We start from the raw sequence: 25,320 nt of genomic DNA on the forward strand, positions 1-25,320 counted from the left end.
CCTGTCAGGCGTTTTTGCGCCAGTTCAGGATCAGCAGGGTAAGCACCCCGGCGACGATACCCCAGAAGGCCGAACCGATCGAAAACAGGGTGAAGCCCGAGGCGGTCACCATGAAGGTGATCAGCGCCGCCTCGCGTTCCTTCGGTTCATTCATCGCCACGCTCAGGCCGTTCATGATCGAGCCGAACAGCGCCAGGGCGGCGATCGACAGCACCAGTTCCTTGGGCAGTGCGGCGAACAGGGCGGCGAGGGTGGCGCCGAAGGTGCCGGCGATGGCGTAGAAGATCCCGCACCAGACAGCTGCGGTGTAGCGTTTGCTCGGATCTTCATGAGCGTGGGGGCCGGTGCAGATGGCTGCGCTGATGGCCGCCAGGTTGACCCCGTGGGCACCGAACGGCGCCAGCAGCAGCGAGGCGATGCCGGTCACCGAGATCAGGGGCGAGGCGGGTACCTGATAGCCGTCCGCACGCAGCACGGCGACGCCGGGCATGTTCTGCGAGGTCATCGCCACCACGAACAGCGGGATGCCGATGCTGATGGTCGCGGCCAGGGAGAAACTCGGCGTGGTCCACACCGGCACCGCCACTTCCAGGGCGAAGCCGCTGAAATCCAGGAGTCCGAGCACGGCGGACAGGCCCGTGCCCACCAGCAGTGCCGCCAGCACCGAATAGCGCGGCGACAGGCGCTTTACCAGCAAGTAGCTGAAGAACATGCCCAGCACCAGGGTGGTACGGTGCTGCGCGGCTACGAAGATCTCGCTGCCGATCTTGAACAGGATGCCCGCCAGCAGGGCCGAGGCCAGGGACGCCGGAATACGCCGGACCAGACGCTCGAAGCTGCCCGTCAGGCCGCAGATCACCACCAGTACCGCGCAGGTGATATAAGCACCGATGGCTTCGCCATAGCTCACGCCGCCCAGGCTGGTGATCAGCAATGCCGCGCCCGGGGTCGACCAGGCCACCGTCACCGGTGTGCGGTAGCGCAACGACAGGCCGATGCTGCACACTGCCATGCCGATGGACAGGGCCCAGATCCACGAGGAAATCTGCGCACTGGTAAGTCCCGCAGCCTGGCCGGCCTGGAACATCAGGACCAGCGAACTGGTATAGCCGGTGAGCATGGCGATAAAACCGGCGACTATCGCCGAGGGAGACGAGTCGGCCAGCGGCCGCAGTTGCGCGGAAGTGGCGTTGGGCATGGGAAATTCCTTGTTCTTCGATGTAAGCAGATTTTTCAGACTACCGTGGGCACGGCATGTGCTTGCGGTACAGCGAGCGTTGCATTTAGCCGTACAGTCAGCGATCGCGTTTTGGGTAAAAGAGGGGAGCACGATGTACAAGGTCTATGGGGATTACCAATCGGGCAACTGCTACAAGATCAAGCTGATGCTGCACCTGCTCGATCTGCCCTACACCTGGCAGCCTGTGGATATTCTCAAGGGAGATACGCAGACGCCGGAGTTCCTGGCAATGAATCCCAACGGCAAGGTGCCTGTGCTGCAACTGGAGGACGGTACCTGCCTGTGGGAGTCCAACGCGATTCTCAACTTCCTCGCCGACGGCAGCGAGTTCCTGCCAAGCGAGCCGCGCCTGCGTACCCAGGTGCTGCAATGGCAGTTTTTCGAGCAGTACAGCCATGAGCCGTACATTGCCGTGGCGCGTTTCATCCAGTTCTACCTGGGGCTGCCGGACGAGCGCCTGGAGGAGTACCGCAAGCTGCACAAGGGCGGGCACAAGGCGTTGAAGGTGATGGAACGGCAGCTGGAAGTGACGCCGTACCTGGTGGGGGACCAGTACTCGATCGCCGATGTGGCGCTGTACGCCTACACCCACGTAGCCCACGAGGGCGGCTTCGACCTGGCGGCGTATCCCAGGGTCAGGGAGTGGCTGGCGCGGGTGGCGGCGCATCCGCGGCATGTGCCGATGGTGGGGTGAACACCTAACCCTGTGGGAGCGGGTTCACCCGCGATTGCTATGGTGAATTCACTATCGCTATCGCGGGTGAACCCGCTCCCACATTGGTCCGCAATCAGGCTGCCGAAAACCGCTTGTTCAGATAGTCGATGATCACCTTGGACTCATACATCCAGGTGGTATTGCCATCTTCTTCGATCCGCAGGCACGGCACCTTGACCTTGCCGCCACCGTCGAGCAGTGCCTGGCGATCCTGCTCGTTGTTCTTCGCATCGCGCAATGCCACCGGTACATTCAGGCGGTGCAGGGTGCGGCGGGTCTTCACGCAGAACGGGCAGGCATGGAACTGGTACAGGCTCAGGCCACGGGCCTGCTCCTCGACCCTGGCCTGGGCCGCCGGATCCCGCTTGAGCCTGGCCGGGCGGCTGATCCAGTCGAAAAAGACGATCATTTGGCCGAGGCCGACTCGCAGGGCTTTGACGATCATGATGATTCCTCGCAATAAAAAGCCGACCTGAAAAGGTCGGCCCGGATAACGCTCCCGATCACTTGATCAGGCTGAGAAACTCGCTGCGGGTCGCCGCGTTTTCGCGGAATTCGCCGAGCATCACCGAAGTGATCATGGACGAGTTCTGCTTCTCCACACCGCGCATCATCATGCACATGTGCTTGGCTTCGATGACCACCGCCACGCCCATGGCGCCGGTGACCTTCTGGATCGCCTCGGCGATTTCGCGGCTGAGGTTTTCCTGGATCTGCAGGCGACGGGCATACATGTCGACGATCCTTGCCACCTTGGACAGGCCCAGCACCTTGCCACTCGGGATATAGGCGACGTGCGCCTTGCCGATGAACGGCAGCAGGTGGTGTTCGCACAGCGAGTACAGCTCGATGTCCTTGACCAGGACCATCTCGCTGTTGTCGGAGCTGAACAGTGCGCCGTTGGTGACTTCTTCCAGCGTTTGGTTGTAACCGCGGCAAAGGTACTGCATGGCCTTCGCGGCCCGTTTCGGCGTGTCGAGCAGGCCTTCGCGGGAGACATCCTCGCCGAGTTGGCCAAGGATCGCGGTGTAATGCTGTTCCAGGGACATGGATCTACCTGTGGTGTATTTCGCAAACGCGAAGGGTACGGCGGCTGTGGCGCCGCCGCAAGTGCGGCGTTACTCGTCGCGTCCTTCGAGCATGGTCCGGCGCAGCATCACGTACACCGCGCCGGTGCCACCATGACGGGCCTGGCACGAGGTGAAGCCGAGCACCTGGGGGTGCTGGCGCAGCCAGGTATTGACGTGACTCTTGATCATCGGCCGCTTGCCGTCCAGGCGCACGGCCTTGCCGTGGGTGACCCGCACGCAGCGGATTTCGAAGCGGGTGGCCTCGGCAAGAAAGTCCCAGAGGATCTCCCGCGCCTTTTCCACGCTCATGCCGTGCAGGTCGAGGCTGCCTTCGAAGGGAATCTGGCCGATCTTGAGCTTGCGCATCTGGCTTTCCTGGACGCCGTCGCGGCTCCAGTGCAGGTCGTCTTCCGGGCCGACATCGATGACGAACTGGTCCGACAGGCCGTCGACCACGGGCTGGTCGCTGCGCACCGTGGCGTTCTGCCTCAGGCTGGCGAGCTGCTTGCGATCGGCCTTGGGCTTGCCGATATCGGCGCGGTCATGCTTGATCGGCTTGACGCCGCGCATCTCGCTTGTGAACAGGGAAAAATCATCGTCTTGCATGTAAAGCCTCCGCCGGAACCGCGCAGAGTCTACGCAGTCAGTCGTGTTTTTTCATCAAATGCGGGGACAGGCCGAGTTCCCGGCCACGACGCAGGCGCAGGCGGCGACGGCGCCAGACCCAGACGCCGAGGTACAGCACCAGCAGGCCACCAAGCAGGATCAGGCTGGCGGCGGCGGGATTGTCGTTGAGTTCACCCAGGGCTGCGGGGCGCCCCAGCAGGCTGGCGGCACCGGCCATGGCCAATAGCACGCCGCAGGTGGTCAGGAGCATGGCGAACATCGCGGCCAGGCGCGAACCCCAGGCGCCCGGCTGGCGCGGGCGCAGGCGTTTGGCGTCGAAACCGTCGGATATTTTCATGCCGATCTCCTCAGTGGATATCCGGGTTTCGACCGGTAATCGTCGAGGTGGTTCCGTACGCCCGCCGGATCAGATCAGGCTGTCGACGGGCGCTACGCAGGCGAAGTTGTCGGCCATGATCGCCATTTCGCTCTGCTGGATCTGTGCGGCAGGTATGACGCCGCCCTTGAACGGCAGGTCGCGGGTGGCACAGCCATCCTCGACCAGGGTGCAGCGGTAGCCATAGTCCTTGGCCCGGCGCACGGTGGTGCTGACGCTGGAATGGCTCATGAAACCGCAGACGATGATGTCCAGGTGGCCGAGCTCCTGCAGGGTTTCGTGCAGCCGGGTGTTCTTGAACGCATTGGGCATGCGTTTTTCGATGATGATTTCGTCGCCGCGGGGTTCCAGGCCCGGAATGAACTCGCCACGCGGACCTTGCGGATCGAACAGGCCGCCGACGGTACCCAGGTGCCGCACATGGATGATCGGCCGGCCAGCCTTGCGCGCCGCTTCGAGCAACTTGCCGATGTTCGCCACGGCTTCGTCCATGCCCGACAGCGCCAGGGGGCCGCTCAGGTATTCCTTCTGGGCATCGATGATCACCAGGCTGGCGTTGCTCAGCTTCGCTGGCGGATAGCCGCGTCCACTGAGGTGGAACATGGTCGTTGGAACAGACATCAAGGGCTCCTTTGGCTAGGGCTTTTTGGCTATTCTCCCCTGCTTGGCCGCCGATGTGAATCGCTTAGCGTACAAGTGGCGTAGTTACTGGCTCTCAGCCATGTCAGCGATTGGCTCATTTTTGTGGTGACGGCCCATCACGGCGCCGGGCTGGTAGAATCGTCGGTCGTCTTTCAAGGAGTCTGCCGTGATCACTTCCCGCCTGCGCACGTTGCGCGATCATATTCGCTGGGCTGTCAGCCGTTTCCATGAACACGAACTGTTCTTCGGGCATGGCGCCGACAACGCCTGGGACGAGGCCCGCCTGCTGGTGCTGGGCGCGGTGCACCTGCCTTGGGAAGTGGCCGACAGCTACCTCGATTGCCGCCTGGAGGACGACGAACTGGTCAAGCTGCAGCGCCTGCTCAAGCGCCGCATCGAAGACCGTGTGCCCACCGCCTACCTGCTGGGCGAAGCGTGGTTCTGCGGGATGTCGTTCATTGTCGATGAGCGTGTGCTGGTGCCGCGTTCGCCGATTGGCGAACTGATCGAAAAGCGCTTCGAACCCTGGCTGGCCGCCGAACCTGCGCGGATTCTCGATCTGTGCACCGGTTCCGGTTGCATCGGCATCGTCAGCGCCGACGTGTTCCCCGACGCCGAAGTGGTGCTGGCCGATCTCTCCTTCGACGCGCTTGAAGTGGCCAACCAGAACATCGAGCGCCATGGCCTGGAGCAGCGTGTCTATACCGTCCAGGGTGATGGCTTCTCCGGCCTGCCGGGCCAGCGTTTCGACCTGATCCTGTCCAACCCGCCCTATGTCGATGCCGAGGACTTCGCCGACATGCCGGCGGAATATCACCACGAACCCGAGCTGGGCCTGGCCTGTGGCAACGATGGCCTGGATCTGGTCCGGCGCATGCTGGCCGAAGCGGCCGATCACCTGACCGAGAAGGGCCTGTTGATCGTCGAGGTGGGCAACAGCCAGGTGCATGTCGAGCAACTGTATCCGGAAGTGGATTTCGCCTGGCTGGAGTTCGAGCGTGGCGGCCACGGCGTGTTCATGCTGACTGCCGAGCAATGCCGCAAGCACCAGGCGCTGTTCGCCTCGCGGGTCTAAAGAACTACGCGTACCCTGTGGGAGCGGGTTTACCCGCGATTGCGGTAGTGAATTCACCGACGCAATCGCGGCGGTTCGGCGTTCCGATGAACCCACAGGGTACGCGGTGTATTTTCAGCGGTGTGTCGCGATCCAGATCAGCAACCCGGCCTGGAACACGGCAAACGCTACCAGGCAGGTGATGGTAAAGCGCAGCCCGCTGTCCTCGCGCTTGAACTTGGCGACCCGTTCGTCCCGCTCGCGCAGTTGCGCTTCCTTCTCATGCAGCTTCTGCTCGGCCTGCTGGAGCATGTTGGCGGCATCGATGATATCGACCCGCTGCAATTTGTCGGTGTTCCAGCCGCCCTTGAGCTGGCCGACCTGGGTTTCCACGTAGCGCCCTTTCAGGTGCTGGGCGTCGGCGTACTCCACTTCGATACCGCTGGCATGCAGCACGTGGTCGCGGCGCAGCCGGGTGTCTTCGTTAAGGGCGTCCTTGTTCGCCAGCAACCCGCCTTCCAGGCGATAGCCCGACCAGCGCCGCTGGGCCCATTGCACGCCCTGGGCGACAAGGAAGCGGCCGATGCCGCGGTTCAGCGGTTCGACCTGCAGCCCGCTGTCGGGGCCCACGGTTACCAGGCGCTCGGCGTGATCGACGCGGACGTCGAGGACATTCTGTTCCTTGCGCGTTTTCTGCCCGGGCAGGCGAATCTCCATGCGCAGCAGGCTGTGCTCCTTGCTGTGCCGTTCGGCATAACCGTACTGGACGAAGCGCAGCGGGCGCGGGCCGCTGTTGCGGTCGGTGGGCAGCGGCGCCAGGCGCAGCAACTGGAAGTGCTCCGGGGCAAGGTCCGCCCAGGGCAACGGAGCGGGTTCCGGCGCAACCGGTTCGTCGGTCGCTTCGGCAGCGTCCTGGGTGGGTGCATCTGTCATCAAGGCGGTCCTCTTTTATGCGCGCCAGGCAGCCTGCAATGGCGTTGCCTGCATCGGTTTATCGGCCACGGCGGCGAGGACTGGAGGGCAAATTTGCTTAACGGGTTGCCAACTGCTGCACAAACGCGACGATCCGCTCGCCCAGGGCGCTGGCCAGGGGCAACTCGGGATTGGTGTAGGCATCGCGCTGTTGGCCTATGCCAGGCGGGCTGATGCGCAGCATGTGGTTCATGCCGTCGATCAGCGCCAGCTGCGCATCGGGCTTGGCCGCATGCAGGGCACGGGCATCGGCAGGACTGACCTGGAGGTCGTTGCGCCCTTGGAGGATCAAGGCCGGCACCTTCACGCTGGCGAACGCGGCAGCCGGGTCCTGGCGAAACAGGGAGATCAGGTAGGGCTGCACGCTGGGACGAAAGACGTCCTTCAATACCGCAGGCAACCGCTCGCTTTGCCGGCCGGCCTTGAGCTGGTCGATCACCGCCTCGGCGCGCTTGAGTTCGGCGGGCGGCAGTTGCTCGGCCAGTTGTTCGCGCAGTACCTGGTCGATTGGCCGGCCGCTGCCGGCCAGGGTGATCACGCCGTCGGCAGCAGCGGGTGTGGCCGCCAGGCTGGCGATCAGCGCGCCTTCGCTGTGACCCAGGAGGATCAGCGGACCGAAGCGTGGATCGGCCTTGATCTTGCGACTCCAGGCGACGGCGTCGGCTACATAGCGCTCGACGCTGAGGTTGCGCTCGTCCGGTGTCGCCGCCAGGCTCTCGGCAACCCCGCGCTTGTCGTAGCGCACGCTGGCGATGCCATTGCGCGCCAATTGCAGGGCGAGGCGCTTGAGAATATCGATGCGTCCCACGGCCGGGTTGTTGCCATCGCGGTCCGTGGGGCCGGAGCCAGCGATGATCAGCACCACCGGCGGAGGCGTGTCGCTGCGCGGCAGCAGCAGGCTGCCCTGCAGGATGCCCTGGCCGGTATCGAGGCTGACCGGACGCTGGAACACCGCCGGAGCGGCCTGGGCTGTACAGCAGAGGAATATCAGGAGGAGGGCGGCAAGGCGCGGCATTATCGGACACACGTGGAGGGATGCCCGTAAGACCGAAGCGGCCGGGGAAGGTTCGCTATCAGGGATGAACTGATTGGTTAGCCTGCGTATACTGGCGGCCTTGTTCAAATCAGGCTGATTCGCGGAGCGTCTGCATGTCCGGCAATACCTACGGCAAGCTGTTCACTGTCACCACCGCTGGCGAAAGCCATGGTCCGGCGTTGGTCGCCATTGTCGATGGCTGCCCGCCGGGCCTGGAGATTTCCCTGGAGGACCTGCAGCGCGACCTCGACCGGCGCAAGCCCGGCACCAGCCGCCATACCACCCAGCGCCAGGAAGCCGACGAGGTGGAAATCCTGTCCGGGGTGTTCGAAGGTCGCACAACCGGCTGCGCCATCGGCCTGCTGATCCGCAATACCGACCAGAAGTCCAAGGATTACTCGGCGATCAAGGACCTGTTCCGCCCGGCCCATGCCGACTACACCTACCACCACAAGTACGGTGAGCGCGACTACCGCGGCGGTGGTCGCAGTTCCGCACGGGAAACCGCCATGCGCGTGGCCGCTGGCGCCATCGCCAAGAAATACCTGGCCAGCCAGGGCATCCGCATTCGCGGCTACATGAGCCAGTTGGGTCCGATCGAAATCCCGTTCAAGACCTGGGACTCGGTGGAAGAAAACGCCTTCTTCAGCCCCGACCCGGACAAGGTGCCGGAACTGGAGGCCTACATGGACCAGTTGCGCCGTGACCAGGACTCGGTCGGCGCCAGGATCACCGTGGTGGCCGAAGGCGTGATGCCGGGCCTGGGCGAACCGATCTTCGACCGTCTCGACGCCGAGCTGGCCCATGCGCTGATGAGCATCAACGCGGTCAAGGGCGTGGAAATCGGCGCCGGTTTCGCCTGTGTTTCCCAGCGCGGTACCGAGCATCGCGACGAACTGACCCCGGAAGGCTTCCTCAGCAACAACGCCGGCGGCATCCTCGGCGGGATTTCCTCGGGCCAGCCGATTGTCGCCCACCTGGCGCTGAAGCCGACTTCGAGCATCACCACCCCGGGTCGCTCCATCGACAAGGACGGCAATCCGGTCGACGTTATTACCAAGGGCCGTCACGATCCTTGCGTGGGCATCCGCGCCACGCCGATCGCCGAGGCCATGATGGCGATCGTGCTGATGGACCACCTGCTGCGCCATCGCGGGCAGAACGCCGATGTACGGGTGAGCACGCCGGTACTGGGCCAGCTTTGATGCACTGCTTCATCCCTTGCGCCACGGCTCGCTAGCCGTGGCGCTTCCTTACTGGCGGCTGTCCAGTTTCTATCTGTTCTATTTCGCCCTGCTCGGCGCCACCGCGCCGTTCCTGGCGTTGTATTTCGACCATCTCGGTTTCTCCAGTGCACGGATCGGCGAGTTGGTCGCGATCCCCATGCTGATGCGCTGCGTGGCCCCCAACCTGTGGGGCTGGCTGGGAGATCGCAGCGGCCAGCGCCTGCTGATCGTGCGCTTGGGGGCGTTATGCACCCTGGGCAGTTTCGCCCTGATCTTCGTCGACAAGAGCTACGCCTGGCTGGCGCTGGTGATGGCGCTGCATGCGTTCTTCTGGCATGCCGTGCTGCCGCAGTTCGAAGTCATCACCCTGGCGCACCTGCAGGGCCAGACCGGGCGCTACAGCCAGGTCCGCCTGTGGGGCTCGATCGGCTTCATCCTCACCGTGGTCGGCCTCGGCCGGCTGTTCGAGTGGCTGAGCCTGGACGTCTACCCGGTGGCGCTGGTGTGCATCATGGCCGGTATCGTCTGCGCCAGCCTGTGGGTGCCCAATGCACAGCCCGCGGAGCACGCCGAACGGCCATCCAGCGGCGGCTTTCTCCAGCAACTGGGCCGTCCCGGCGTGCTGGCCTTCTATGCCTGCGTCGCCTTGATGCAGCTCAGCCATGGTCCGTACTACACCTTCCTGACCCTGCATCTCGAGAGCCTCGGCTACAGTCGCGGCATCATCGGCATGCTGTGGGCCCTGGGCGTGCTGGCGGAGGTGCTGTTGTTCGTGGTGATGAGCCGGATCCTTGCGCGGTTTTCCCTGCGTCGGGTGTTGCTCGCCAGCTTCCTGCTGGCGGCACTGCGCTGGTGGCTGCTGGGCGCGTTCGCCGAGCATCTGCTGGTGCTGTTGCTGGCGCAGCTGATGCACGCCGCGACTTTCGGCGCGTTCCATGCGTCCTGCATCGCCTTCGTCCAGCGCAGCTTCGGCGCACGCCAGCAAGGGCAGGGCCAGGCGTTCTACGCGGCGCTCTCCGGCACCGGCGGCGCGCTTGGTGCGTTATACGCGGGCTACAGCTGGAAGGCCCTGGGGCCGACCATCACCTTTAGTATTGCCAGCGTCGCGGCGCTGGCCGCAGCCGTTATCATTGCGGCCCGGTTGAAAGAGGACGCGGTGTAGCGTTCTTCCCCGGCTTTCGAAAGATCAGGAGTTGCCCCTTGAGCATCCTCAGCGTTTACCACCAGTCCACCCCCGATACGCCGAACAAGGTCCTCACCCATGCCGACGATATCGCCACGACCCTGGCCGAGCAGGGCGTGCGTTTCGAGCAGCGCGAGGTGACGCAGCGCATTCGCCCCGGGACGATCGAGGCCGAGGTGACCGCCAGCCTGGGCGAGCAAATACAGGCCTTGCGTAGCGAGTTTTGCGCAACCGTGCTGGAAGTGCTCAGTGTCAATCCGGAGTATCCGCAAAAGGAAGAACTGCGTGCCGGCCTGATCGATGAGCGCACGCATGCGGGCGACGATGTGCGTTTTTTCGTCAGCGGGCGTGGGCTGATGAACATTCGCATCGGCGAGTATGTCTACGGATTGATCGGCGAACGCGGTGATCTGCTGGTTGTGCCGGCGGGCGTGGCACAGTGGTTCGACATCGGTGAGCTGCCGAACCTGGTGCTGGTGCGGTTCTTGAGCAAGGAAGGGGAGAGGGCTCGGATGACCGGAGACAAGGGTTCCCTCGACTATCCAGGCTTGGATGACACGTTCTAAAGCATTTGGCAGGGACTTTGTGGGAGCGGGTTCACCCGCGATCGCGTTAGTGGCTTCACCGACGCAATCGCGGGTGAACCCGCTCCCACAAGTTTCCGTGTTGCTTGTTCTTTAGCGGTAGGTCGGCAAGGCAAAGCGTTGCTGGCTTTGCAGCATCGAAATCACTGGCAGTTCACTGGCCTGTTCGGCCAGGTCACGGCGAATCGCGCTGATCGCCCATGACAGTTGCTCGGCGTTGTGCAGTTGGGCGTAGGACAGGCAACGCTTGGTCTGCTTGCCGTCCGCAGCGCGCAAGGTCAGCAGGATGCCGCCGTCAGGGCGGGCCTGGGTGGTGACTTGGTAGGCGGAGAATACCGAGGCGAATTTTTCCTGAATGAGGTCCATATCAGCTCCTGGCTGTGGGTGGCAGACATGGAGTGATAGGTGCAGCCTGCGTGCCAGCTTTGATTCAATAAAAAATTCTTTTAAATCAATGTGTTGTGAATGATGGCGATAAACTGCCTCGTGCATCGTGCAAGGTCGTGCAATTTGCACAGTGCAATTTGCAAGATCGGCTTTCCCACTGACTGGATGGAATTATTCCCGGGCTTTACGGATCAATCCCTGACAAACAATTTGGCTTTTTACTGTCCAGGAGGTTCCTAATGTCCGACCAGCAACCCGTCAGCATGAGTGCCGATGAGCAGCAGGCTTTTGCCGAAGAGGTTTTCGAGCGTGCTCGCCAGGGTGATGCCGGCATGCTTCGGCGCTTGCTGGAAAAAGGCCTGCCGCCCAATCTGCGCAACCACAAGGGCGATACCCTGCTGATGCTCGCCAGTTACCACGGCCATCTCGATGCTGTTCGGGTGCTGCTGGAGCATGGCGCCGATCCGTTGCTGGCTAACGACAACGGCCAGCTGCCGGTCGCGGGGGCGGCGTTCAAGGGCAATCTGGAGATGGTTCGTCTGCTGGTGGAACATGGCGGCGACGCCGATGCTGCCGCAGGCGACGGGCGTACCGCATTGATGATGGCCGCGATGTTCAATCGGCTTGCCATCGTCGATTACCTGCTCGAACAGGGCGCCGACCCCACCCGTCGCGATGCCCGTGGCGCCGATGCCCTGGCCTCGGCGCTGACCATGGGCGCCACGGAAACCGCCGCGCGGCTGCGAGCGCTGGCCGACTGACCCGGTGGCGGCTATCCTTGCCGCCTTTTTTCCAGCATCCGGGAACGTCCCATGAAAAACCAACTGGCCGAACTGATCGGCAAGATCAGCTCCGGCTGCATGTCCGAACAGGATATCCAGCGCATCGCCGAAGAAGCGGCCCAGGCCTATGCCGATCCGGAAGGTTTCCTCGCTGCCAACCCGGATATCAACTACGACGACACCTTCCCCATTCCCCTGGGCGAATGGGTAGTGGTCGGCAGCCTGCCCGATACCGTGCTGTTCCAGGCCGACACCTACGAAGACCTGTTCGCCGCCATCGTCGCGTCCTTCGACAAGAGCGTGCCGTTCAATTTCAAGCCCAGGCAACTGGCCAAGGTCGAGGCGCTGACTGCCCTCAATCGCATCCAGGTGCAGATGGGCAGCATGAACAAGGAAGCCGGTGGCTACGTGCTGGTCAACTTCAGCCAGTTGCTCGACGATGAACTGCAGATGGTCCTGGTCTGCGGCGATGACCTGCCGCGGGTGCTGGAGCTCTGCGCCGAGCTGAACATTGCCGCCGCGCCGGCCCTGGAAGCGCTGAGGGTCGCGGTGCACGTCTGATGGCAGCCCGCTAGCCGAGAGCCGTATCGAGGAACATCATCACCGCGAAGCCACCCATCAGGCCGAGGGTTGCCGAGGTCTGGTGGCCATTGCGGTGGGTTTCCGGGATCACTTCGTGGGACACCACGAAAATCATCGCACCCGCCGCCAGGCCCATGCTGACCGGATAGGCGAGGGCGAAGCCGCTGGAAATGCCCAGGCCGATCACTGCGCCAATGGGCTCCATCACCCCGGAACCGATCGCCACCAGGGCGGCTTTCAGGCTCGACAGGCCGGTGGCGCGCAAGGCCAGGGCCACCGCCAGGCCTTCGGGAATGTCCTGTATGGCGATGGCGCTGGTCAGCGGCAGGCCGACATTGAGATCGCCATTGGTGAAGCTCACGCCAATGGCCATGCCTTCCGGCAGGTTGTGCAGGGTGATCGCCAGGACAAACAGCCAGACCCGGTTGATGCGTTCCGATTGCGGCCCGCAGGGGCCGGTGCTCTCGTGTTCATGGGGCGTGAAGCGGTCGAGGCCAAGCATCAGCAGCACGCCCAGGCCCATGCCCAGCACGACCGTCAGCGCTGCGAGCGGGCCGTTTCCGGTGATCTCGCGGGCGGCATCGAGCCCCGGCAGAATCAGCGAGAAGGAACTGGCGGCGAGCATCATCCCGGCGGCAAAGCCGAGCATCACATCCTGGGTACGCGAGCTGACCTCACGCAGGATCACCGCCAGCACTGCGCCCAGGGCGGTGGCGGAAAAACCGGCGAGGCCGCCGAGCATCGCCATGTGCAGGTTTTCCTGATGATCGCCGTGGATGGCGTTCCACGCACTGGCCCCCATCAGCCACAACACCGCCAGCAGGCTCAGGCCCAGGCCGGCGCTGAGCCACGGCGATGCCTGTGCCTGCTGCAGCCAGGCACCAGGGAGCGAAGCGGGGGTGGATGAGGCATGGGAAGGGGGCATGCAGGAATCTCCAAAACAATTGCAAGCGAGTGTAACCAAGGCCTCGGAACGCCGACGAAACAAGCGCGTCTATAAGGCCGATAGCCAGCTATTCTTTGCTACAGCTTGAATTGGGAGTTTCAACATGGGTTCGACGTTCAATGGCCTTGCCGGCCTGGTCATTCTCGCCCTCGACATCTGGGCGATCCTTAATGTGGTCAAGAGCAGCGCCGGTGGCGGAGCCAAGGTCCTGTGGATCCTGCTGATCATCCTCCTGCCCGTGCTCGGCCTGATCATCTGGGCCATCGCCGGGCCGCGCGGCGACGTTCGCATCTAGCGTGAAAACATCACGCTAGCGCAACGTCCAGGTTTTGCACGCGGATTTGTGTTGGCCGGGCAACCCGGCTAGCCTGATCCGCGCTTCGCGTTGCCTCAACGAAATTTTCACAATCGATTGCGGACAATCGCGCGCGCCTTTTACCCATCCGTCCAGTGGCTGGCCATCCGGAAATCCTCTCGGAGCGGCGCCGCCTGGCGTCGATGTGCTTTCTATAACCAGAATTCCAGGGACCTTCCATTTCATGGCTAAAACGGACGCCTCGCGCCTGCAACCGACGGTCAAATCACACCTGCTCTATACCTTCCTGTGCGGCCTGGTGATCATGCTGATGCTCAGCGCCGTGCGCTTCGCGCTGCTGGTCTATAACCGCGACATGATCGGCGACACACCCTATTCGACGATTGCCGAAGGCTTCTTCAACGGCCTGCGCTTCGACCTGCGGGTGGTGGTGTACCTGAGCATTCCGTTGCTGCTGGCAATCCTCAGCGCCCGGGCCATGGCGGCTCGCGGGCTGTTCCGCCTGTGGCTGACCATCGCCGGCAGCGCCACGCTGTTCCTTGGCCTGGTGGAGATGGACTTCTATCGCGAGTTCCACCAGCGCCTGAACGGCCTGGTATTCCAGTACATCAAGGAAGACCCGAAGACCGTTTCCAGCATGATCTGGTACGGGTTCCCGGTGGTTCGCTACCTGTTGGCCTGGGTCGCCGGCACGCTGGTCATGAGCCTGGCGTTCAAGGCCATCGACCGCCTGACCCGGCCTCGCGGCCAGTACCAGAGCAACCTTGCCGGCGTGCGCAGCGTTGCGCCGTGGTATGTGCGCGGCGTGGTGTTCTTCATGATCCTGCTGGTGGCCGTGGTTGCCGCTCGTGGCACCCTGCGCCAGGGGCCGCCGATGCGCTGGGGCGATGCCTTCACTACCGATTCCAACTTCGTCAACCAACTGGGCCTTAACGGCACGCTGACCCTGATCGATGCGGCCAAGAGCCGTTTCTCCGAAGACCGCGACAACATCTGGAAAGCCACCCTCGATCCGCAGGTTGCCCAGCAGACCGTGCGCGAGATGCTGCTGACCCCGAACGACAAGCTGGTCGATGCCGACAGCGCGGCAATCCGCCGTGACTTCACCCCGCCGGTCGAGAACACCCTGCCGATCAAGAATGTGGTGGTGATCCTGATGGAAAGTTTCGCCGGTCACTCCGTCGGTGCCCTGGGTGCACAAGGCAACATCACCCCGTACTTCGACAAGCTGGCCGAGGAAGGCCTGCTGTTCGACCGCTTCTTCTCCAACGGTACCCATACCCACCAGGGCATGTTCGCGACCATGGCCTGCTTCCCCAACCTGCCGGGCTTCGAATACCTGATGCAGACCCCGGAAGGCGGCCACAAGCTCTCCGGCCTGCCGGCGCTGCTCAGCGCCCGCGACTACGACGACGTGTACGTGTACAACGGTGATTTCGCCTGGGACAACCAGTCCGGTTTCTTCGGCAACCAGGGCATGACCACCTTCATCGGCCGCAACGACTTCGTCAATCCGGTCTTCTCCGACCCGACGTGGGGTGTGTCCGACCAGGACATGTTCGACCGCGGCGCCCAGGAGCTGGCGCACAACTACGGCAAGAAACCGTTCTATGCGCTGCTGCAGACGCTCTCCAACCACACGCCATATGCGCTGCCGAAGAACCTGCCGGTCGAACCCGTGACCGACCAGGGGCGCCTGAACGAGCATCTGACCGCCATGCGTTATTCCGACTGGGCCTTGGGCCAGTTCTTCGAGAAGGCGCGCAAGGAACCGTACTTCAAGGAGACACTGTTCGTCATCGTCGGCGATCATGGCTTCGGCAACAGCCAGCAGGTCACCGAAATGGACCTGGGCCGCTTCAACGTGCCGATGCTGATGATCGCGCCGGGCATCCAGGAGAAGTTCGGAAAGCGCAACCACACCGTAGGTACCCAGATCGATATCGTGCCGACCATCATGGGGCGCCTCGGCGGCGAGACCCGCCATCAATGCTGGGGCCGCGACCTGCTCAACCTGCCGGAGGGTGACCAGGGCATCGGCATGGTCAAGCCGTCCGGTAGCGAACAGAACGTGTTCCTGATCCAGGGGGACCGCATCCTGATGGAGTCCAAGGATTCAGCGCCGATGATGTGGCGCTACAAGCTCGGTCGCGAGTTCAGCGCCGAGCGGATCGACGATGCCGACAAGGCGGTGATGGCGCAGAAGCTCGAAGCCTTCATCCAGATCGCGACCAAGAGCCTGCTGGATAACACGGCCGGTGTGGTTCACGGCATTCCGGATTGATTCGGCGCAGTCGTCGCTGAGATCCCAGGACCCCGGCATTGCCGGGGTCTTTTTTTAGCTGCCGGCTGGATGAAAAAACCGGAACAACACCCCCTGGCCAAGGTCAACGGAAGGTAGGCCGTACTTCCATTCGAGGACAACGCCAGATGAAAGAGTGGGAAATCACTTTCGTGGACCAGAAGGGCGAGCGCACCGCGTTGCTGTTCGCTTGCGAAAACCGCCCGAGCATCGAAGACGCTGCGCGGCAGGTAAGGGGCCACCTGTTCCCGATCATGGACGAGCTCGACCTCAACGATTTCCAGGACCGCGCTGAAAGCCCCACCGCCAAGTGGCTGAAGGAGCAGAGCGGAGTGGTCATCACCGGCATCACTGAAATGCCCTGAGCGTCAGGCTGGCGATGTGCCCAGCCTGACGCTACGCTGAACACATGGCCGTCGTTTTCCGCGCCGGCCATTGCCGTCGTTACATCCGCTCGAGACCCCGGCCGCAAGGTAAACGGGGTGGCGTGAACGCGCCGAAAGTCTATCCATCGTGATTGAGGAGGACGATTCAATGAGCAACCTGTACGAAGACATCAGCAGCATCGTGCTGCGCCGCATGAAAGAAGGCGGCTTCGATTTCACTCAAATCCATCCCATCGAGTTTTACGCGGTATTCCCGGACGAGGAACGGGCGCGCAGGGCTGCAGGCAAGTTTCGTGGCGAGTCGCTGTGTGCCTCGGTGCACGAGAGCGACGAAGGTTGGCAACTGGAATTGCAAAAGATCATGTACGCCACCCATGGCGGGATCGGCGAATTCGAGCATGATTTCGAAGCAGTGATCCGGCCCTTGGGTGGTGAGGCCCAAGGCTGGGGCGTCAAGCAGGAGCGTGTGCTGACCTGAAACCCGTTCCGGGGCGGCGCCTGGCGCGGCCCCGGATTCACCCGCGCTTCGCAATGAAGCGTGCGCCCCATAGGCGTAGCGATAGCTGCACAAGTCTGGTGCGGCTTCTTTTCTGAATCTTTGCAACTGTTTGATTCACAAGCCTTATTGTTGCTGGCACGGGCTTTGCGATATTCCTTGGGCACGGGTGACAAGGAGTTCGGCATGATTCGCAGTTTCTATGATGAGATGTACGCCGCCGACGGTCAGCTCCGTCCGCATTATCGGGAATTCGCCCGCTGGCTGGGGGAGACTCCCCCGGAACTGCTGGCACAACGGCGCCGCGAGGCTGACCTGCTGTTCCACCGCGCCGGTATCACCTTCACGCTTTACGGCGACGAGCAGGGCACCGAGCGCCTGATCCCCTTCGACACCATTCCCCGGGCCATTCCCGCCAGCGAATGGCGAGTGGTGGAGCGCGGCTGTATCCAGCGGGTCAAGGCGCTGAACATGTTCCTCGCCGACCTGTACCACGAGCAGCGCATCCTGCGTGCCGGGATCATCCCCGCCGAGCAGGTCCTGGCCAACGACCAGTACCAACTGGCGATGCAGGGCCTGAGCCTGCACCGCGACCTCTACGCGCATATTTCCGGGGTCGACCTGGTGCGCGATGGCGACGGCACCTATTACGTCCTCGAAGACAACCTGCGTACCCCCAGCGGGGTGAGCTACATGCTCGAGGACCGCAAGATGATGATGCGGTTGTTCCCCGAACTGTTCGCCGTCCAGCGCATCGCGCCCATCGATCATTACCCCAACCTGCTGCTGGAAACCCTGAAGAGTTCCAGCCCGCTGGATAACCCCAGCGTCGTGGTGCTGACGCCGGGGCGCTTCAACAGTGCCTTCTTCGAGCATGCATTCCTGGCACGGGAAATGGGCGTGGAACTGGTGGAAGGGGCCGACCTGTTCGTCCGTGACGAGCGGGTATTCATGCGCACCACGGGTGGTCCGAAGCCGGTGGACGTGATCTACCGACGCCTCGACGACGCCTATCTTGACCCCCTGGCCTTCAACCCCGAGTCCATGCTCGGCGTGCCCGGCCTGCTGTCGGCCTATCGCTGCGGCAACGTGGTGCTGGCCAATGCCATCGGCACCGGGGTAGCCGATGACAAGTCGGTCTATCCCTATGTCACCGAGATGATCCGTTTCTACCTCGACGAGGAGCCGATCCTGAAGAACGTCCCCACCTGGCAATGCCGCAACCCCGCCGAACTGTCCCATGTGCTGGCCAACCTGCCGGAGCTGGTGGTCAAGGAAACCCAGGGATCCGGCGGCTACGGCATGCTGGTCGGGCCGGCTTCGACCCAGGCCGAGATCGCCGCCTTCGCCGAGCGCATCAAGGCCCGCCCGGCGGCCTACATCGCCCAGCCGACCCTGTCGCTGTCGACCTGTCCCACCTTCGTCGAGAACGGCATCGCGCCGCGGCATATCGACCTGCGGCCGTTCGTCCTGTCCGGCCGCGAGACCCGCGTGGTCCCGGGCGGCCTGACCCGCGTCGCCCTGCGCGAAGGCTCGCTGGTGGTGAACTCGTCCCAGGGCGGCGGTACCAAGGACACCTGGGTGGTGGAGGACTGAACCATGCTCAGCAGAACCGCTTCCGACCTGTACTGGATGTCGCGCTACCTGGAGCGCGCGGAAAACCTCGCGCGCATGCTCGATGTCAGTTATTCGCTGTCGCTGATGCCCCAGGACGGGCGCGGCGACGGCCTCGATGAAATGACCCTGGCCCTGCGCATCACCGGCACCCTGGACGATTACCTGGAGCGCCACGGCCAGCTCCACGCCGAGCGCCTGTTGCATTTCTTCGCCCTCGACCCGGAAAACCCGGCGAGCATCTATAGCTGCCTTGGCGCCGCGCGGGCCTGCGCCCATGCGGTACGCGGCAAGATCACCGCCGACATGTGGGAGAACATCAACGCCACCTGGCTGGAGATCCGTGGTATCGCCGAGCAGGGCCTGGGGCGCTACGGTATGAGCCGCTTCTGCGAATGGATCAAGGAGCGCTCGCACCTGTTCCGGGGTGCCACCTACGGCACCATCATGCGCAACGATGCCTTCCGCTTCATCCGCCTCGGGACCTTCATCGAGCGTGCCGACAACACCCTGCGCCTGCTCGATGCCCGCTACGAGATGTTTGGCGAGGCGGCCGAGGCCGTCAGCGACAGCTCCGCCCGTGGTTATTACCAGTGGAGCGCCTTGCTCCGCGCGCTGTCCTCGTTCGAGGCCTATACCGAGATCTACCGCGATGCGCCCACGGCACGCCATGTGGCCGAACTCCTGCTGCTGCGCGCCGATGTGCCGCGTTCGCTGCGGGCCTGTACCGAAGAAATCGACCAGATCCTCGCCAGCCTGCACGGTACCAACGGCCGCCCGGCCCAGCGCCTTGCAGCGGAGGTGGATGCCCGGCTGCGCTATACCGGGATCGATGAAGTCCTTTCCCAGGGCCTGCATCCCTGGTTGAACCATTACATCCCGCTGGTGCGCGAATTGGGCAACGCCATTCACAGCGCCTACCTGGAGGTCGTATGAAACTGACAATCAGCCACGAAACCGCGTATCACTATGAAGACCAGGTGCGTACGAGTATCCAGTACCTGCGCCTGACCCCGTCGGACAACCAGCGCCAGCGCGTGCTGCAATGGCAGCTGGACCTGCCGCGCCCCGTGCAGGCACGACGCGATCCGTTCGGCAATATCCTGCACGTGCTCAGCCTGGAAGAACCCCATGCCGACCTGCTGATCGCGGCGCGGGGCGAGGTCGAGATCGACCCCGACCTGGAAGCCGAGCAGGACAGCCATTCACCCCTGCCATTCCTGCGCTCGACGCGCCTGACCGAGGCCGACGAAGCCTTGCGCGCCTTCGCTGTCCGGCATTGTGGCGAATACCGGGATCGCGGTGCCTTGATCGGCCTGATGGGGGCATTGCACGACCATATCGCCTACCGGCCCGGTGCCACCGCCGTGGACACCAGCGCCGCCCAGGCCTTCGCCGGCGCAGCCGGAGTCTGCCAGGACCACGCCCACACCTTCATCGCCTGTGCCCGCAGCCTGCAGGTGCCGGCGCGCTACGTCTCGGGTTATCTGTTCGACAATGACAACCAGCACATGGCCAGCCACGCCTGGGCCGAGGCCTGGCTGGACGACGCCTGGTACAGCTTCGATGTCACCAACCAGCTCGCCGTGCCGGAGCGGCACCTGAAGCTGGCGGTAGGCCTGGATTACCTGGATGCCTGTCCGGTGCGCGGCATGCGTCGGGGTGGCGGTTATGAGCAGATGCACGCCAATGTGCTGGTGACCTCGGGGTTCAACCAGTAGGGGTCAGGATTTGCGCTTGGCCATGTGCGAAAGATAAGCGAGCAGGGCGTCGAGATCGGCGTCGGGCAGGGCTTCGACGGTGAACTCCGGCATGCGCGCCTGCGGCCATTGGCGCAAGCTTTGCGGATTGCGGATATAACGCCGGAGGAATTCGGGGCGGAAATATTCGGTGGGGTTGTAGGGGCGGTTCAGGTCAGGGCCGAACTGGGCGTCACCGGCGCCGTTGAGGCGATGACAGGCCAGACAGTTCTTCTGGAACAGGGCAAAGCCCCGGTTCACCGTGGCGCTGGCGTCGCTGGCCGGAAGCATGGCGGGAAAGCGCACGGCGACCGGCTCGAGGCGGCGGATAGTGGCGATCTGATAAGGCCATTGTTCAGGGCTGATATTGCCGGCCTTGGGATTAGTCCAGACCAGGTAGAAAGGGCCGGCGCCCGGCTTGTCCTGGCCCAGCGCTGGCCATGGTCTTGCAGGGTCTTCCACCGCGATCCAGGCTTGTGCCGGGCCGTTTTCGAGCAATGGCGCTGCGGGCATTTCCGCTGCGAAACCGTCGAGGGCCACGGCCTGCAGGTGGTCATCGGGCTTGATGCCCTCCAGCAGCGCGGCGAGGGGCACGGCGCGGTAGTTCATGGCCTTCTTGTAGGAAACATCCTCATCGATGCGAATATCCCGAGCCTGCGGATGCTTGAGCAGGGCGTCGCTGTCCCACTGCTTGCTGGTGGTGCCCAGTTCCAGCTTCAGTTGCGCGGCATGCAGTGGCAGGCTCGCCAGGGCAAGCAGGAAGATGAGGCAAAGACGCATGGACCAATCTCCGACCAGTGAGGCCGGCAGCATACACCAGAGCCTGGATGACACCGAATGACGATCGCTCAACCGAACAGGCGTGTCAGGTTGGGCAGGATCAGCAGCAGTGTGGTGGCGAACAGAATGAGTCCTGCCTGACGTACCTTGTGTTGTTTGAACATGGCTGTCTGCCTTTTTGTTGTTATTCCTGCAAGCCGGATGGCGTCCCTGTCTCCGGTCCGGTGGAAGCCTCTGCGGGCTCTCGTTTCGGACCTGCTATCAATGGGTATACAACCTGGGATGCTGCAACGTTACCGCCGATTTAGAACGCTTTCGTCTGTACTTTGGTAGCGAAAGACCGTTCGCTTATGAGGCCTTTTGCCATCTGCGTACGATGCGCCTGACTAGACACATGCGCCGCTTACACGTACGACTCGCAAGGAAATGACCGTTCGTCCGAGGGAATACTTGCTTGATACCAATAATCGCGGCAGGCTGCATCCGTGTTTTTTCACCACTGTCGTTCAGGGCCAAGTCTATGTCGCTACGCATCTGCATCCTGGAAACCGACGTCCTGCGACCCGAGCTGGTCGAGCAATACCAGGGCTACGGACGGATGTTCGAGCAACTGTTTACCCGCCAGCCGATCGCCGCCGAGTTCAGCGTCTATAACGTGATGAACGGCCATTATCCCCCGGAGGATGAAGTCTTCGATGCCTATCTGGTGACGGGCAGCAAGGCCGATTCGTTCGGCGACGATCCGTGGATTGGCAAGCTCAAGGAATTCCTGCTGGATCGCTACAAGCATGGTGACAAGCTGCTCGGCGTTTGCTTTGGCCATCAATTGCTGGCGCTGCTGCTCGGCGGCAAGACCGAACGCGCCACCCAGGGCTGGGGCGTCGGCACCCACCGCTACGTGATGGCGGCGCGTGCGCCATGGATGAGCCCGCAGGTGGAAGAACTGACCCTGCTCATCAGCCACCAGGACCAGGTCACCGCGCTACCGGAGAACGCCACGGTGATCGCCTCCAGCGATTTCTGCCCCTATGCCGCGTATCACATCGGCGACCAGGTGCTGTGCTTCCAGGGCCATCCGGAATTCATCCACGACTATTCCCGGGCATTGCTCGACCTGCGCCAGGAGCACCTGGGCGCCGAGGTCTACCGCAAAGGCATCGACAGCCTGGGTATCGAGCACCAGGGCCAGACCGTCGCCGAGTGGATGATGCGCTTCGTCGCCCAGCCTAAAGCCAGCCAGAACGCTTGAAGCTGCTGTACAGCGCGGTGCAGCCCAGCGCGATTCCTCCCAGGACGGCGAAATAGCCGTAGTGCCAGCTCAACTCCGGCATGTTCTGGAAGTTCATGCCGTAGATCCCCGCGATGGCCGTGGGGAACGCGAGGATCGCCGCCCAGGCGGCGAACTTGCGCTGCACGATGCTCTGGCGTGACGACTCCAGCAACATGCCGATCTCGATGGTCTGGCTGGCCAGGTCACGAATGCCTGCCAGGTCCTCCATCTGCCGGGTGACGTGAATCTGCACATCGCGAAAATACGGGCGCATGTTCTTGTCGATGAAGGGGAAGGCCAGGCGCTGCAGTTCCTCGCTGATTTCCACCATGGGCGCCACGTAGCGGCGCAGACGCAGGATGTCGCGGCGCAGGCCGTGGAGGCGGCGAATGTCCTCTTCCACCAATGAAGCGCAAAGCACGTTGCGCTCCAGTTCCTCGATCTCGCCATGGATGGCTTCGCTGACAGGTTGGTAGTTCTCGGTGACGAAGTCCAGCAGCGCATAGAGCACAAAGTCCTCGCCATGTTCCAGCAGCAGCGGTCGCGCTTCGCAGCGCTGGCGCACCAGGGCGTAGGACTTCGAATGGCCGTTGCGGCAGGTGATGATGTAGCCGTTGCCGGCGAAGATGTGGGTTTCGATGAACTCCAGCTTGCCGTCCTGGCGCACTGGCGAATAGGTGACGATGAACAGCGCGTCGCCGAAGGTTTCCAGTTTCGGCCGGCTATGTTTTTCCAGGGCGTCCTCGATTGCGAGCTCGTGCAGGTTGAACTGGCATTGCAGGTTGGCCAGTTCCTGGGCGTTGGGCTCCTCCAGGCCGATCCACACGAAGTGCCCCGGCTTGCGCGCCCATTCGGCACCTTCGTCGATGCTGATATTGGTGACCTTGCGCCCGGCACTGTAAACCGCTGCTGCTACGACTCGACCCATGGTTGTGCGAATCCTTCGTTTAACGTGTCAGACAGCTTGGTCTGACCGCGACGAAACGGCAACTGCTCAGCCGTGCCGATGCTCGTGCTCCATCAGGTCGATGCACGCCTGCATCTGGGCCCGGCATTGCTCCATCAGTGCCGGGATGTCCTGCTGGGTCATGCCGGTGGTCGAAATCGGCGGCAGCGAGCGGATTTCCACCCGGGTCTTGCGCCAGCCGTTGAGGTTCAGGCGTCGTGCATAGCGGCTGGCGCACACCGGTACGATCGGCACCCCGGCATCGATGGCCATATGGAACGCGCCTTTCTTGAACGGCTTCAACACCTCGCCGGGATTGCGCGTGCCTTCGGGGAAGATCCAGATCGACGTATCTTTTTGCAGGGTGCGGCTGGTGGTTTGCAGGGCACGGCGCGCCTGGTAGGCATTGCTGCGGTCAACCAGCACGTTGCCGCCCAGCCAGAACAACTGGCCGAACAGCGGAATCCAGCCGAGGCTCTTCTTGCCGATGCAGACGGTGCGCGGCGGCACCACATGGCCGAGAACGAACAGGTCGAAATTGGACTGGTGGTTGGCAACGATCACGCACCCGGGGGGCTGGTCGAACAGCGGTCCCACCTCGGCCTTGATCTCCAGGCGCAGCAGCCAGCTCGCCGGCCAGGCGTACAGGCGCGCATAGAGACGGCTATTGTCCGGGTTGAATGGGCGGCACAGGCCAATGACCAGGCCGATCAGGCCCACCAGGATGAAATGGATACCCAGCAGGAGCATGCGAGGAAGAAAGAACATCGTACGACTCACTCGACAAAACGCGAGGCAGTGTACGGGTGTACTCCGGTGGCGGCAAACGGACTGTTCGGCAGCGTGGCGGGAAAGGCCGGACAGGAGGTGTCCGGCCTTGAATTCAGGCGAAGTGTTCCTGGTCGCGAATGATTGCGTCGTCGAGGATTTCCAGCAGGGCCTTGCGCACTTTCAGCTTGGTGTTCTTGTGCGCGTTCATGTTGATCTTCTTCAACTGGCGGGCGGCGGCCAAGGCGGTTTCGGCCAGTTGCTCGGCGGGCACCACCTTGTCGAGGAAGCCCGCCTCGACGGCGCCGGCCGGGTCGAACATCTCGCCGTTGATCACCGAGCGATGGAAAGCCGCCTTGCCCAGGCGGTCACGGGCCAGCTCGATGCCTGCGTGGTGCATGGTCATGCCGATCTGCACTTCATTCAGGCCGATGCTGAACGGGCCCTCGACGCCGATGCGGTAGTCGGCCGAAAGCAGCAGGAAGGCACCCTTGGCCACGGCATGCCCGGGGCAGGCGACGATGATCGGGTAGGGGTGGGACAGCAGGCGCCGGGCCAAGGTCGACCCGGCGGTGACCAGTGCCATCGCCGCTTGCGGGCTGGAGGTCATCACTTTCAGGTCGTAGCCCCCGGACAGGATCCCGGGCTGGCCGGTGACGATGACCACGGCGCGGTCTTCCTTGGCGCGGTCCAGCGCGCTATTGAAGGCGGCGATCACGTCGGGCGAGATGGCATTGACCTTGCCGTTGTTCAAGGTGAGGGTCGCGATGCCATCGTCGAGGTGGTAGTTGATCAGCTCACTCATGACGGAATTCCTTGCAAGGAGAAGTGGCGGGAAAGTGGCAAGACGTTACCCAGCCACTGCGGTCAGGTAAAGCACGATGACTGACCATGCGGTCACCGTTCGCGCTCCCGGGCCCGTCCGGCGGGAAATCGCCTGAAAGGCCGGACAAAGCAGGGCAGGGATTGGCCAAATTGCCATTTCACCTACCGTTTTCCAGGCTCTGGCATAAATATCTGAAAATTCTGAAAAAAACCTTTGCCAAGTGAAAAGGTTTCGACTAAATTAGCGCGCCTCGACAGGCTGAACTGCTTGAAGAGATCCGGTGAAGTGTCCGAGCGGTTGAAGGAGCACGCCTGGAAAGTGTGTATACAGGAAACTGTATCAAGGGTTCGAATCCCTTCTTCACCGCCACTTTCGATGTACCGAAAAGCCCCTGGAAACGTGAGTTTCCGGGGGCTTTTTGCATTCCGGGGGTTTATGTTGTTCTCCCCCAGCTC

The 25,320-nt window shown here is 63.0% G+C and carries 29 protein-coding genes and 1 tRNA gene; 16 read left to right on the forward strand and 14 right to left on the reverse strand.

Annotated features, from left to right (window positions below; translation table 11 throughout):
• Nucleotides 1–4: 4 nt before the first annotated feature.
• Nucleotides 5–1,198: a benzoate/H(+) symporter BenE family transporter gene (locus ACPFMA_RS07630; RefSeq protein ID WP_009394133.1), complete on the reverse strand. Its 1,194-nt coding sequence runs from the start codon at nucleotides 1,196–1,198 to the stop codon at nucleotides 5–7.
• A 133-nt stretch (nucleotides 1,199–1,331) separates the two neighbouring features.
• On the opposite strand from ACPFMA_RS07630, the gene ACPFMA_RS07635 reads away from it, so the two are divergent.
• The gene (locus ACPFMA_RS07635; RefSeq protein ID WP_279898046.1) at nucleotides 1,332–1,934 is read left to right on the forward strand and encodes a glutathione S-transferase family protein; all 603 of its coding nucleotides are present in this window, start codon (nucleotides 1,332–1,334) and stop codon (nucleotides 1,932–1,934) included.
• A 94-nt stretch (nucleotides 1,935–2,028) separates the two neighbouring features.
• On the opposite strand, the gene ACPFMA_RS07640 is transcribed toward ACPFMA_RS07635, so the two are convergent.
• The 5 genes from ACPFMA_RS07640 to ACPFMA_RS07660 form a co-directional block, all read right to left on the reverse strand.
• On the reverse strand, nucleotides 2,029–2,400 hold the full coding sequence (locus tag ACPFMA_RS07640) for a glutathione S-transferase N-terminal domain-containing protein (RefSeq protein WP_420057394.1): 372 nt from the start codon (nucleotides 2,398–2,400) through the stop codon (nucleotides 2,029–2,031).
• Nucleotides 2,401–2,458: 58 nt separating this feature from the next.
• Nucleotides 2,459–3,004, reverse strand: a complete 546-nt coding sequence (gene folE / locus ACPFMA_RS07645) for a GTP cyclohydrolase I FolE (protein WP_009394136.1) — start codon at nucleotides 3,002–3,004, stop codon at nucleotides 2,459–2,461.
• Between the two features lie 69 nt (nucleotides 3,005–3,073).
• Nucleotides 3,074–3,631, reverse strand: a complete 558-nt coding sequence (locus ACPFMA_RS07650) for a Smr/MutS family protein (RefSeq protein WP_009394137.1) — start codon at nucleotides 3,629–3,631, stop codon at nucleotides 3,074–3,076.
• A gap of 37 nt (nucleotides 3,632–3,668) precedes the next feature.
• Nucleotides 3,669–3,989 carry a hypothetical protein gene (locus ACPFMA_RS07655; protein WP_009394138.1) on the reverse strand — a complete coding sequence of 107 codons (321 nt, stop codon included), beginning with the start codon at nucleotides 3,987–3,989 and terminating at the stop codon, nucleotides 3,669–3,671.
• A gap of 69 nt (nucleotides 3,990–4,058) precedes the next feature.
• Nucleotides 4,059–4,649, reverse strand: a complete 591-nt coding sequence (locus tag ACPFMA_RS07660) for a cysteine hydrolase family protein (protein WP_064304920.1) — start codon at nucleotides 4,647–4,649, stop codon at nucleotides 4,059–4,061.
• A gap of 187 nt (nucleotides 4,650–4,836) precedes the next feature.
• Between ACPFMA_RS07660 and prmB the strand changes: the two genes are divergently transcribed.
• Nucleotides 4,837–5,745, forward strand: a complete 909-nt coding sequence (gene prmB / locus ACPFMA_RS07665; RefSeq protein WP_009394145.1) for a 50S ribosomal protein L3 N(5)-glutamine methyltransferase — start codon at nucleotides 4,837–4,839, stop codon at nucleotides 5,743–5,745.
• Between the two features lie 114 nt (nucleotides 5,746–5,859).
• On the opposite strand, the gene ACPFMA_RS07670 is transcribed toward prmB, so the two are convergent.
• Both ACPFMA_RS07670 and ACPFMA_RS07675 read right to left on the reverse strand, forming a co-directional pair.
• Nucleotides 5,860–6,657: a hypothetical protein gene (locus ACPFMA_RS07670; protein ID WP_425929926.1), complete on the reverse strand. Its 798-nt coding sequence runs from the start codon at nucleotides 6,655–6,657 to the stop codon at nucleotides 5,860–5,862.
• Between the two features lie 97 nt (nucleotides 6,658–6,754).
• Nucleotides 6,755–7,714, reverse strand: a complete 960-nt coding sequence (locus ACPFMA_RS07675) for an alpha/beta hydrolase (RefSeq protein ID WP_425930580.1) — start codon at nucleotides 7,712–7,714, stop codon at nucleotides 6,755–6,757.
• Between the two features lie 131 nt (nucleotides 7,715–7,845).
• Here ACPFMA_RS07675 and aroC point away from each other — a divergent pair, with 131 nt between their 5' ends.
• The 3 genes from aroC to ACPFMA_RS07690 are packed head-to-tail and all read left to right on the forward strand — an operon-like array spanning nucleotide 7,846 to nucleotide 10,707.
• On the forward strand, nucleotides 7,846–8,937 hold the full coding sequence (aroC, locus tag ACPFMA_RS07680) for a chorismate synthase (protein ID WP_420057464.1): 1,092 nt from the start codon (nucleotides 7,846–7,848) through the stop codon (nucleotides 8,935–8,937).
• A gap of 37 nt (nucleotides 8,938–8,974) precedes the next feature.
• On the forward strand, nucleotides 8,975–10,120 hold the full coding sequence (locus ACPFMA_RS07685) for an MFS transporter (protein WP_420057466.1): 1,146 nt from the start codon (nucleotides 8,975–8,977) through the stop codon (nucleotides 10,118–10,120).
• 38 nt (nucleotides 10,121–10,158) lie between these two features.
• Entirely contained in the window at nucleotides 10,159–10,707 is a 549-nt protein-coding gene (locus tag ACPFMA_RS07690; RefSeq protein ID WP_425929927.1) for an acireductone dioxygenase, read from the forward strand.
• A 111-nt stretch (nucleotides 10,708–10,818) separates the two neighbouring features.
• On the opposite strand, the gene ACPFMA_RS07695 is transcribed toward ACPFMA_RS07690, so the two are convergent.
• Nucleotides 10,819–11,091: a DUF3509 domain-containing protein gene (locus ACPFMA_RS07695; protein WP_009394156.1), complete on the reverse strand. Its 273-nt coding sequence runs from the start codon at nucleotides 11,089–11,091 to the stop codon at nucleotides 10,819–10,821.
• A gap of 260 nt (nucleotides 11,092–11,351) precedes the next feature.
• Here ACPFMA_RS07695 and ACPFMA_RS07700 point away from each other — a divergent pair, with 260 nt between their 5' ends.
• Nucleotides 11,352–11,873 (forward strand): ankyrin repeat domain-containing protein, encoded by a 522-nt coding sequence (locus ACPFMA_RS07700; RefSeq protein WP_064304915.1) that lies wholly within the window; start codon nucleotides 11,352–11,354, stop codon nucleotides 11,871–11,873.
• Nucleotides 11,874–11,924: 51 nt separating this feature from the next.
• Nucleotides 11,925–12,455: a hypothetical protein gene (locus ACPFMA_RS07705; protein WP_425929928.1), complete on the forward strand. Its 531-nt coding sequence runs from the start codon at nucleotides 11,925–11,927 to the stop codon at nucleotides 12,453–12,455.
• Nucleotides 12,456–12,465: 10 nt separating this feature from the next.
• Here the strand turns inward: ACPFMA_RS07705 and ACPFMA_RS07710 are convergent, their stop codons facing one another.
• Nucleotides 12,466–13,401, reverse strand: a complete 936-nt coding sequence (locus ACPFMA_RS07710; protein WP_420057470.1) for a ZIP family metal transporter — start codon at nucleotides 13,399–13,401, stop codon at nucleotides 12,466–12,468.
• 124 nt (nucleotides 13,402–13,525) lie between these two features.
• Between ACPFMA_RS07710 and ACPFMA_RS07715 the strand changes: the two genes are divergently transcribed.
• From ACPFMA_RS07715 to ACPFMA_RS07745, 7 genes are all read left to right on the forward strand, one after another.
• A complete protein-coding gene (locus tag ACPFMA_RS07715; protein ID WP_009394166.1) occupies nucleotides 13,526–13,717 on the forward strand; it encodes a PLDc N-terminal domain-containing protein in 192 nt (63 codons plus the stop codon).
• Nucleotides 13,718–13,961: 244 nt separating this feature from the next.
• Nucleotides 13,962–16,022 carry an LTA synthase family protein gene (locus ACPFMA_RS07720; RefSeq protein WP_064304912.1) on the forward strand — a complete coding sequence of 687 codons (2,061 nt, stop codon included), beginning with the start codon at nucleotides 13,962–13,964 and terminating at the stop codon, nucleotides 16,020–16,022.
• Nucleotides 16,023–16,168: 146 nt separating this feature from the next.
• A complete protein-coding gene (locus tag ACPFMA_RS07725) occupies nucleotides 16,169–16,405 on the forward strand; it encodes a hypothetical protein (protein ID WP_009394169.1) in 237 nt (78 codons plus the stop codon).
• Between the two features lie 169 nt (nucleotides 16,406–16,574).
• The gene (locus ACPFMA_RS07730) at nucleotides 16,575–16,904 is read left to right on the forward strand and encodes a ribonuclease E inhibitor RraB (RefSeq protein ID WP_009394170.1); all 330 of its coding nucleotides are present in this window, start codon (nucleotides 16,575–16,577) and stop codon (nucleotides 16,902–16,904) included.
• Between the two features lie 204 nt (nucleotides 16,905–17,108).
• Entirely contained in the window at nucleotides 17,109–18,518 is a 1,410-nt protein-coding gene (locus ACPFMA_RS07735) for a circularly permuted type 2 ATP-grasp protein (protein WP_064304911.1), read from the forward strand.
• Between the two features lie 3 nt (nucleotides 18,519–18,521).
• The gene (locus ACPFMA_RS07740; RefSeq protein ID WP_009394173.1) at nucleotides 18,522–19,472 is read left to right on the forward strand and encodes an alpha-E domain-containing protein; all 951 of its coding nucleotides are present in this window, start codon (nucleotides 18,522–18,524) and stop codon (nucleotides 19,470–19,472) included.
• Nucleotides 19,469–20,257, forward strand: coding sequence for a transglutaminase family protein (locus ACPFMA_RS07745; protein WP_064304910.1), 789 nt, complete (start codon nucleotides 19,469–19,471; stop codon nucleotides 20,255–20,257). Before ACPFMA_RS07740 ends, ACPFMA_RS07745 begins: the two co-directional genes overlap by 4 nt.
• Before the next feature lie 3 nt (nucleotides 20,258–20,260).
• On the opposite strand, the gene ACPFMA_RS07750 is transcribed toward ACPFMA_RS07745, so the two are convergent.
• Nucleotides 20,261–21,055, reverse strand: a complete 795-nt coding sequence (locus tag ACPFMA_RS07750; RefSeq protein ID WP_420057478.1) for a c-type cytochrome — start codon at nucleotides 21,053–21,055, stop codon at nucleotides 20,261–20,263.
• Nucleotides 21,056–21,575: 520 nt separating this feature from the next.
• On the opposite strand from ACPFMA_RS07750, the gene ACPFMA_RS07755 reads away from it, so the two are divergent.
• The gene (locus tag ACPFMA_RS07755) at nucleotides 21,576–22,304 is read left to right on the forward strand and encodes an amidotransferase (RefSeq protein ID WP_425929929.1); all 729 of its coding nucleotides are present in this window, start codon (nucleotides 21,576–21,578) and stop codon (nucleotides 22,302–22,304) included.
• Here ACPFMA_RS07755 and ACPFMA_RS07760 read toward each other — a convergent pair.
• From ACPFMA_RS07760 to ACPFMA_RS07770, 3 genes are all read right to left on the reverse strand, one after another.
• Nucleotides 22,282–23,253, reverse strand: a complete 972-nt coding sequence (locus ACPFMA_RS07760; RefSeq protein WP_064304908.1) for a magnesium and cobalt transport protein CorA — start codon at nucleotides 23,251–23,253, stop codon at nucleotides 22,282–22,284. The genes ACPFMA_RS07755 and ACPFMA_RS07760 overlap by 23 nt on opposite strands.
• Before the next feature lie 66 nt (nucleotides 23,254–23,319).
• A complete protein-coding gene (locus ACPFMA_RS07765; protein ID WP_425929930.1) occupies nucleotides 23,320–24,039 on the reverse strand; it encodes a lysophospholipid acyltransferase family protein in 720 nt (239 codons plus the stop codon).
• Between the two features lie 115 nt (nucleotides 24,040–24,154).
• On the reverse strand, nucleotides 24,155–24,844 hold the full coding sequence (locus ACPFMA_RS07770; protein WP_064304906.1) for a crotonase/enoyl-CoA hydratase family protein: 690 nt from the start codon (nucleotides 24,842–24,844) through the stop codon (nucleotides 24,155–24,157).
• Between the two features lie 300 nt (nucleotides 24,845–25,144).
• On the opposite strand from ACPFMA_RS07770, the gene ACPFMA_RS07775 reads away from it, so the two are divergent.
• Nucleotides 25,145–25,234: transfer RNA gene (locus tag ACPFMA_RS07775), tRNA-Ser, on the forward strand.
• Nucleotides 25,235–25,320 lie beyond the last annotated feature (86 nt).

The organism is Pseudomonas sp. NyZ201 (assembly GCF_049860765.1).
In the GTDB taxonomy this organism is placed as follows: Bacteria; Pseudomonadota; Gammaproteobacteria; order Pseudomonadales; family Pseudomonadaceae; genus Aquipseudomonas; species Aquipseudomonas bharatica.

What these genes read in the sequence shown, in the direction of transcription:
- ACPFMA_RS07755 (WP_425929929.1), top strand. Translation starts at nt 21,576, where the DNA reads ATGTCGCTACGCATCTGCATCCTGGAAACCGACGTCCTGCGACCCGAG.
- ACPFMA_RS07670 (WP_425929926.1), bottom strand. Translation starts at nt 6,657, where the DNA reads ATGACAGATGCACCCACCCAGGACGCTGCCGAAGCGACCGACGAACCG.
- ACPFMA_RS07660 (WP_064304920.1), bottom strand. Translation starts at nt 4,649, where the DNA reads ATGTCTGTTCCAACGACCATGTTCCACCTCAGTGGACGCGGCTATCCG.
- ACPFMA_RS07765 (WP_425929930.1), bottom strand. Translation starts at nt 24,039, where the DNA reads ATGTTCTTTCTTCCTCGCATGCTCCTGCTGGGTATCCATTTCATCCTG.
- ACPFMA_RS07655 (WP_009394138.1), bottom strand. Translation starts at nt 3,989, where the DNA reads ATGAAAATATCCGACGGTTTCGACGCCAAACGCCTGCGCCCGCGCCAG.
- ACPFMA_RS07640 (WP_420057394.1), bottom strand. Translation starts at nt 2,400, where the DNA reads ATGATCGTCAAAGCCCTGCGAGTCGGCCTCGGCCAAATGATCGTCTTT.
- folE (WP_009394136.1), bottom strand. Translation starts at nt 3,004, where the DNA reads ATGTCCCTGGAACAGCATTACACCGCGATCCTTGGCCAACTCGGCGAG.
- ACPFMA_RS07695 (WP_009394156.1), bottom strand. Translation starts at nt 11,091, where the DNA reads ATGGACCTCATTCAGGAAAAATTCGCCTCGGTATTCTCCGCCTACCAA.
- aroC (WP_420057464.1), top strand. Translation starts at nt 7,846, where the DNA reads ATGTCCGGCAATACCTACGGCAAGCTGTTCACTGTCACCACCGCTGGC.
- ACPFMA_RS07770 (WP_064304906.1), bottom strand. Translation starts at nt 24,844, where the DNA reads ATGAGTGAGCTGATCAACTACCACCTCGACGATGGCATCGCGACCCTC.
- ACPFMA_RS07750 (WP_420057478.1), bottom strand. Translation starts at nt 21,055, where the DNA reads ATGCGTCTTTGCCTCATCTTCCTGCTTGCCCTGGCGAGCCTGCCACTG.
- ACPFMA_RS07735 (WP_064304911.1), top strand. Translation starts at nt 17,109, where the DNA reads ATGATTCGCAGTTTCTATGATGAGATGTACGCCGCCGACGGTCAGCTC.
- ACPFMA_RS07760 (WP_064304908.1), bottom strand. Translation starts at nt 23,253, where the DNA reads ATGGGTCGAGTCGTAGCAGCAGCGGTTTACAGTGCCGGGCGCAAGGTC.
- ACPFMA_RS07730 (WP_009394170.1), top strand. Translation starts at nt 16,575, where the DNA reads ATGAGCAACCTGTACGAAGACATCAGCAGCATCGTGCTGCGCCGCATG.
- ACPFMA_RS07745 (WP_064304910.1), top strand. Translation starts at nt 19,469, where the DNA reads ATGAAACTGACAATCAGCCACGAAACCGCGTATCACTATGAAGACCAG.
- ACPFMA_RS07740 (WP_009394173.1), top strand. Translation starts at nt 18,522, where the DNA reads ATGCTCAGCAGAACCGCTTCCGACCTGTACTGGATGTCGCGCTACCTG.
- ACPFMA_RS07725 (WP_009394169.1), top strand. Translation starts at nt 16,169, where the DNA reads ATGAAAGAGTGGGAAATCACTTTCGTGGACCAGAAGGGCGAGCGCACC.
- ACPFMA_RS07630 (WP_009394133.1), bottom strand. Translation starts at nt 1,198, where the DNA reads ATGCCCAACGCCACTTCCGCGCAACTGCGGCCGCTGGCCGACTCGTCT.
- ACPFMA_RS07705 (WP_425929928.1), top strand. Translation starts at nt 11,925, where the DNA reads ATGAAAAACCAACTGGCCGAACTGATCGGCAAGATCAGCTCCGGCTGC.
- ACPFMA_RS07710 (WP_420057470.1), bottom strand. Translation starts at nt 13,401, where the DNA reads ATGCCCCCTTCCCATGCCTCATCCACCCCCGCTTCGCTCCCTGGTGCC.
- ACPFMA_RS07650 (WP_009394137.1), bottom strand. Translation starts at nt 3,631, where the DNA reads ATGCAAGACGATGATTTTTCCCTGTTCACAAGCGAGATGCGCGGCGTC.
- ACPFMA_RS07700 (WP_064304915.1), top strand. Translation starts at nt 11,352, where the DNA reads ATGTCCGACCAGCAACCCGTCAGCATGAGTGCCGATGAGCAGCAGGCT.
- ACPFMA_RS07715 (WP_009394166.1), top strand. Translation starts at nt 13,526, where the DNA reads ATGGGTTCGACGTTCAATGGCCTTGCCGGCCTGGTCATTCTCGCCCTC.
- ACPFMA_RS07635 (WP_279898046.1), top strand. Translation starts at nt 1,332, where the DNA reads ATGTACAAGGTCTATGGGGATTACCAATCGGGCAACTGCTACAAGATC.
- ACPFMA_RS07720 (WP_064304912.1), top strand. Translation starts at nt 13,962, where the DNA reads ATGGCTAAAACGGACGCCTCGCGCCTGCAACCGACGGTCAAATCACAC.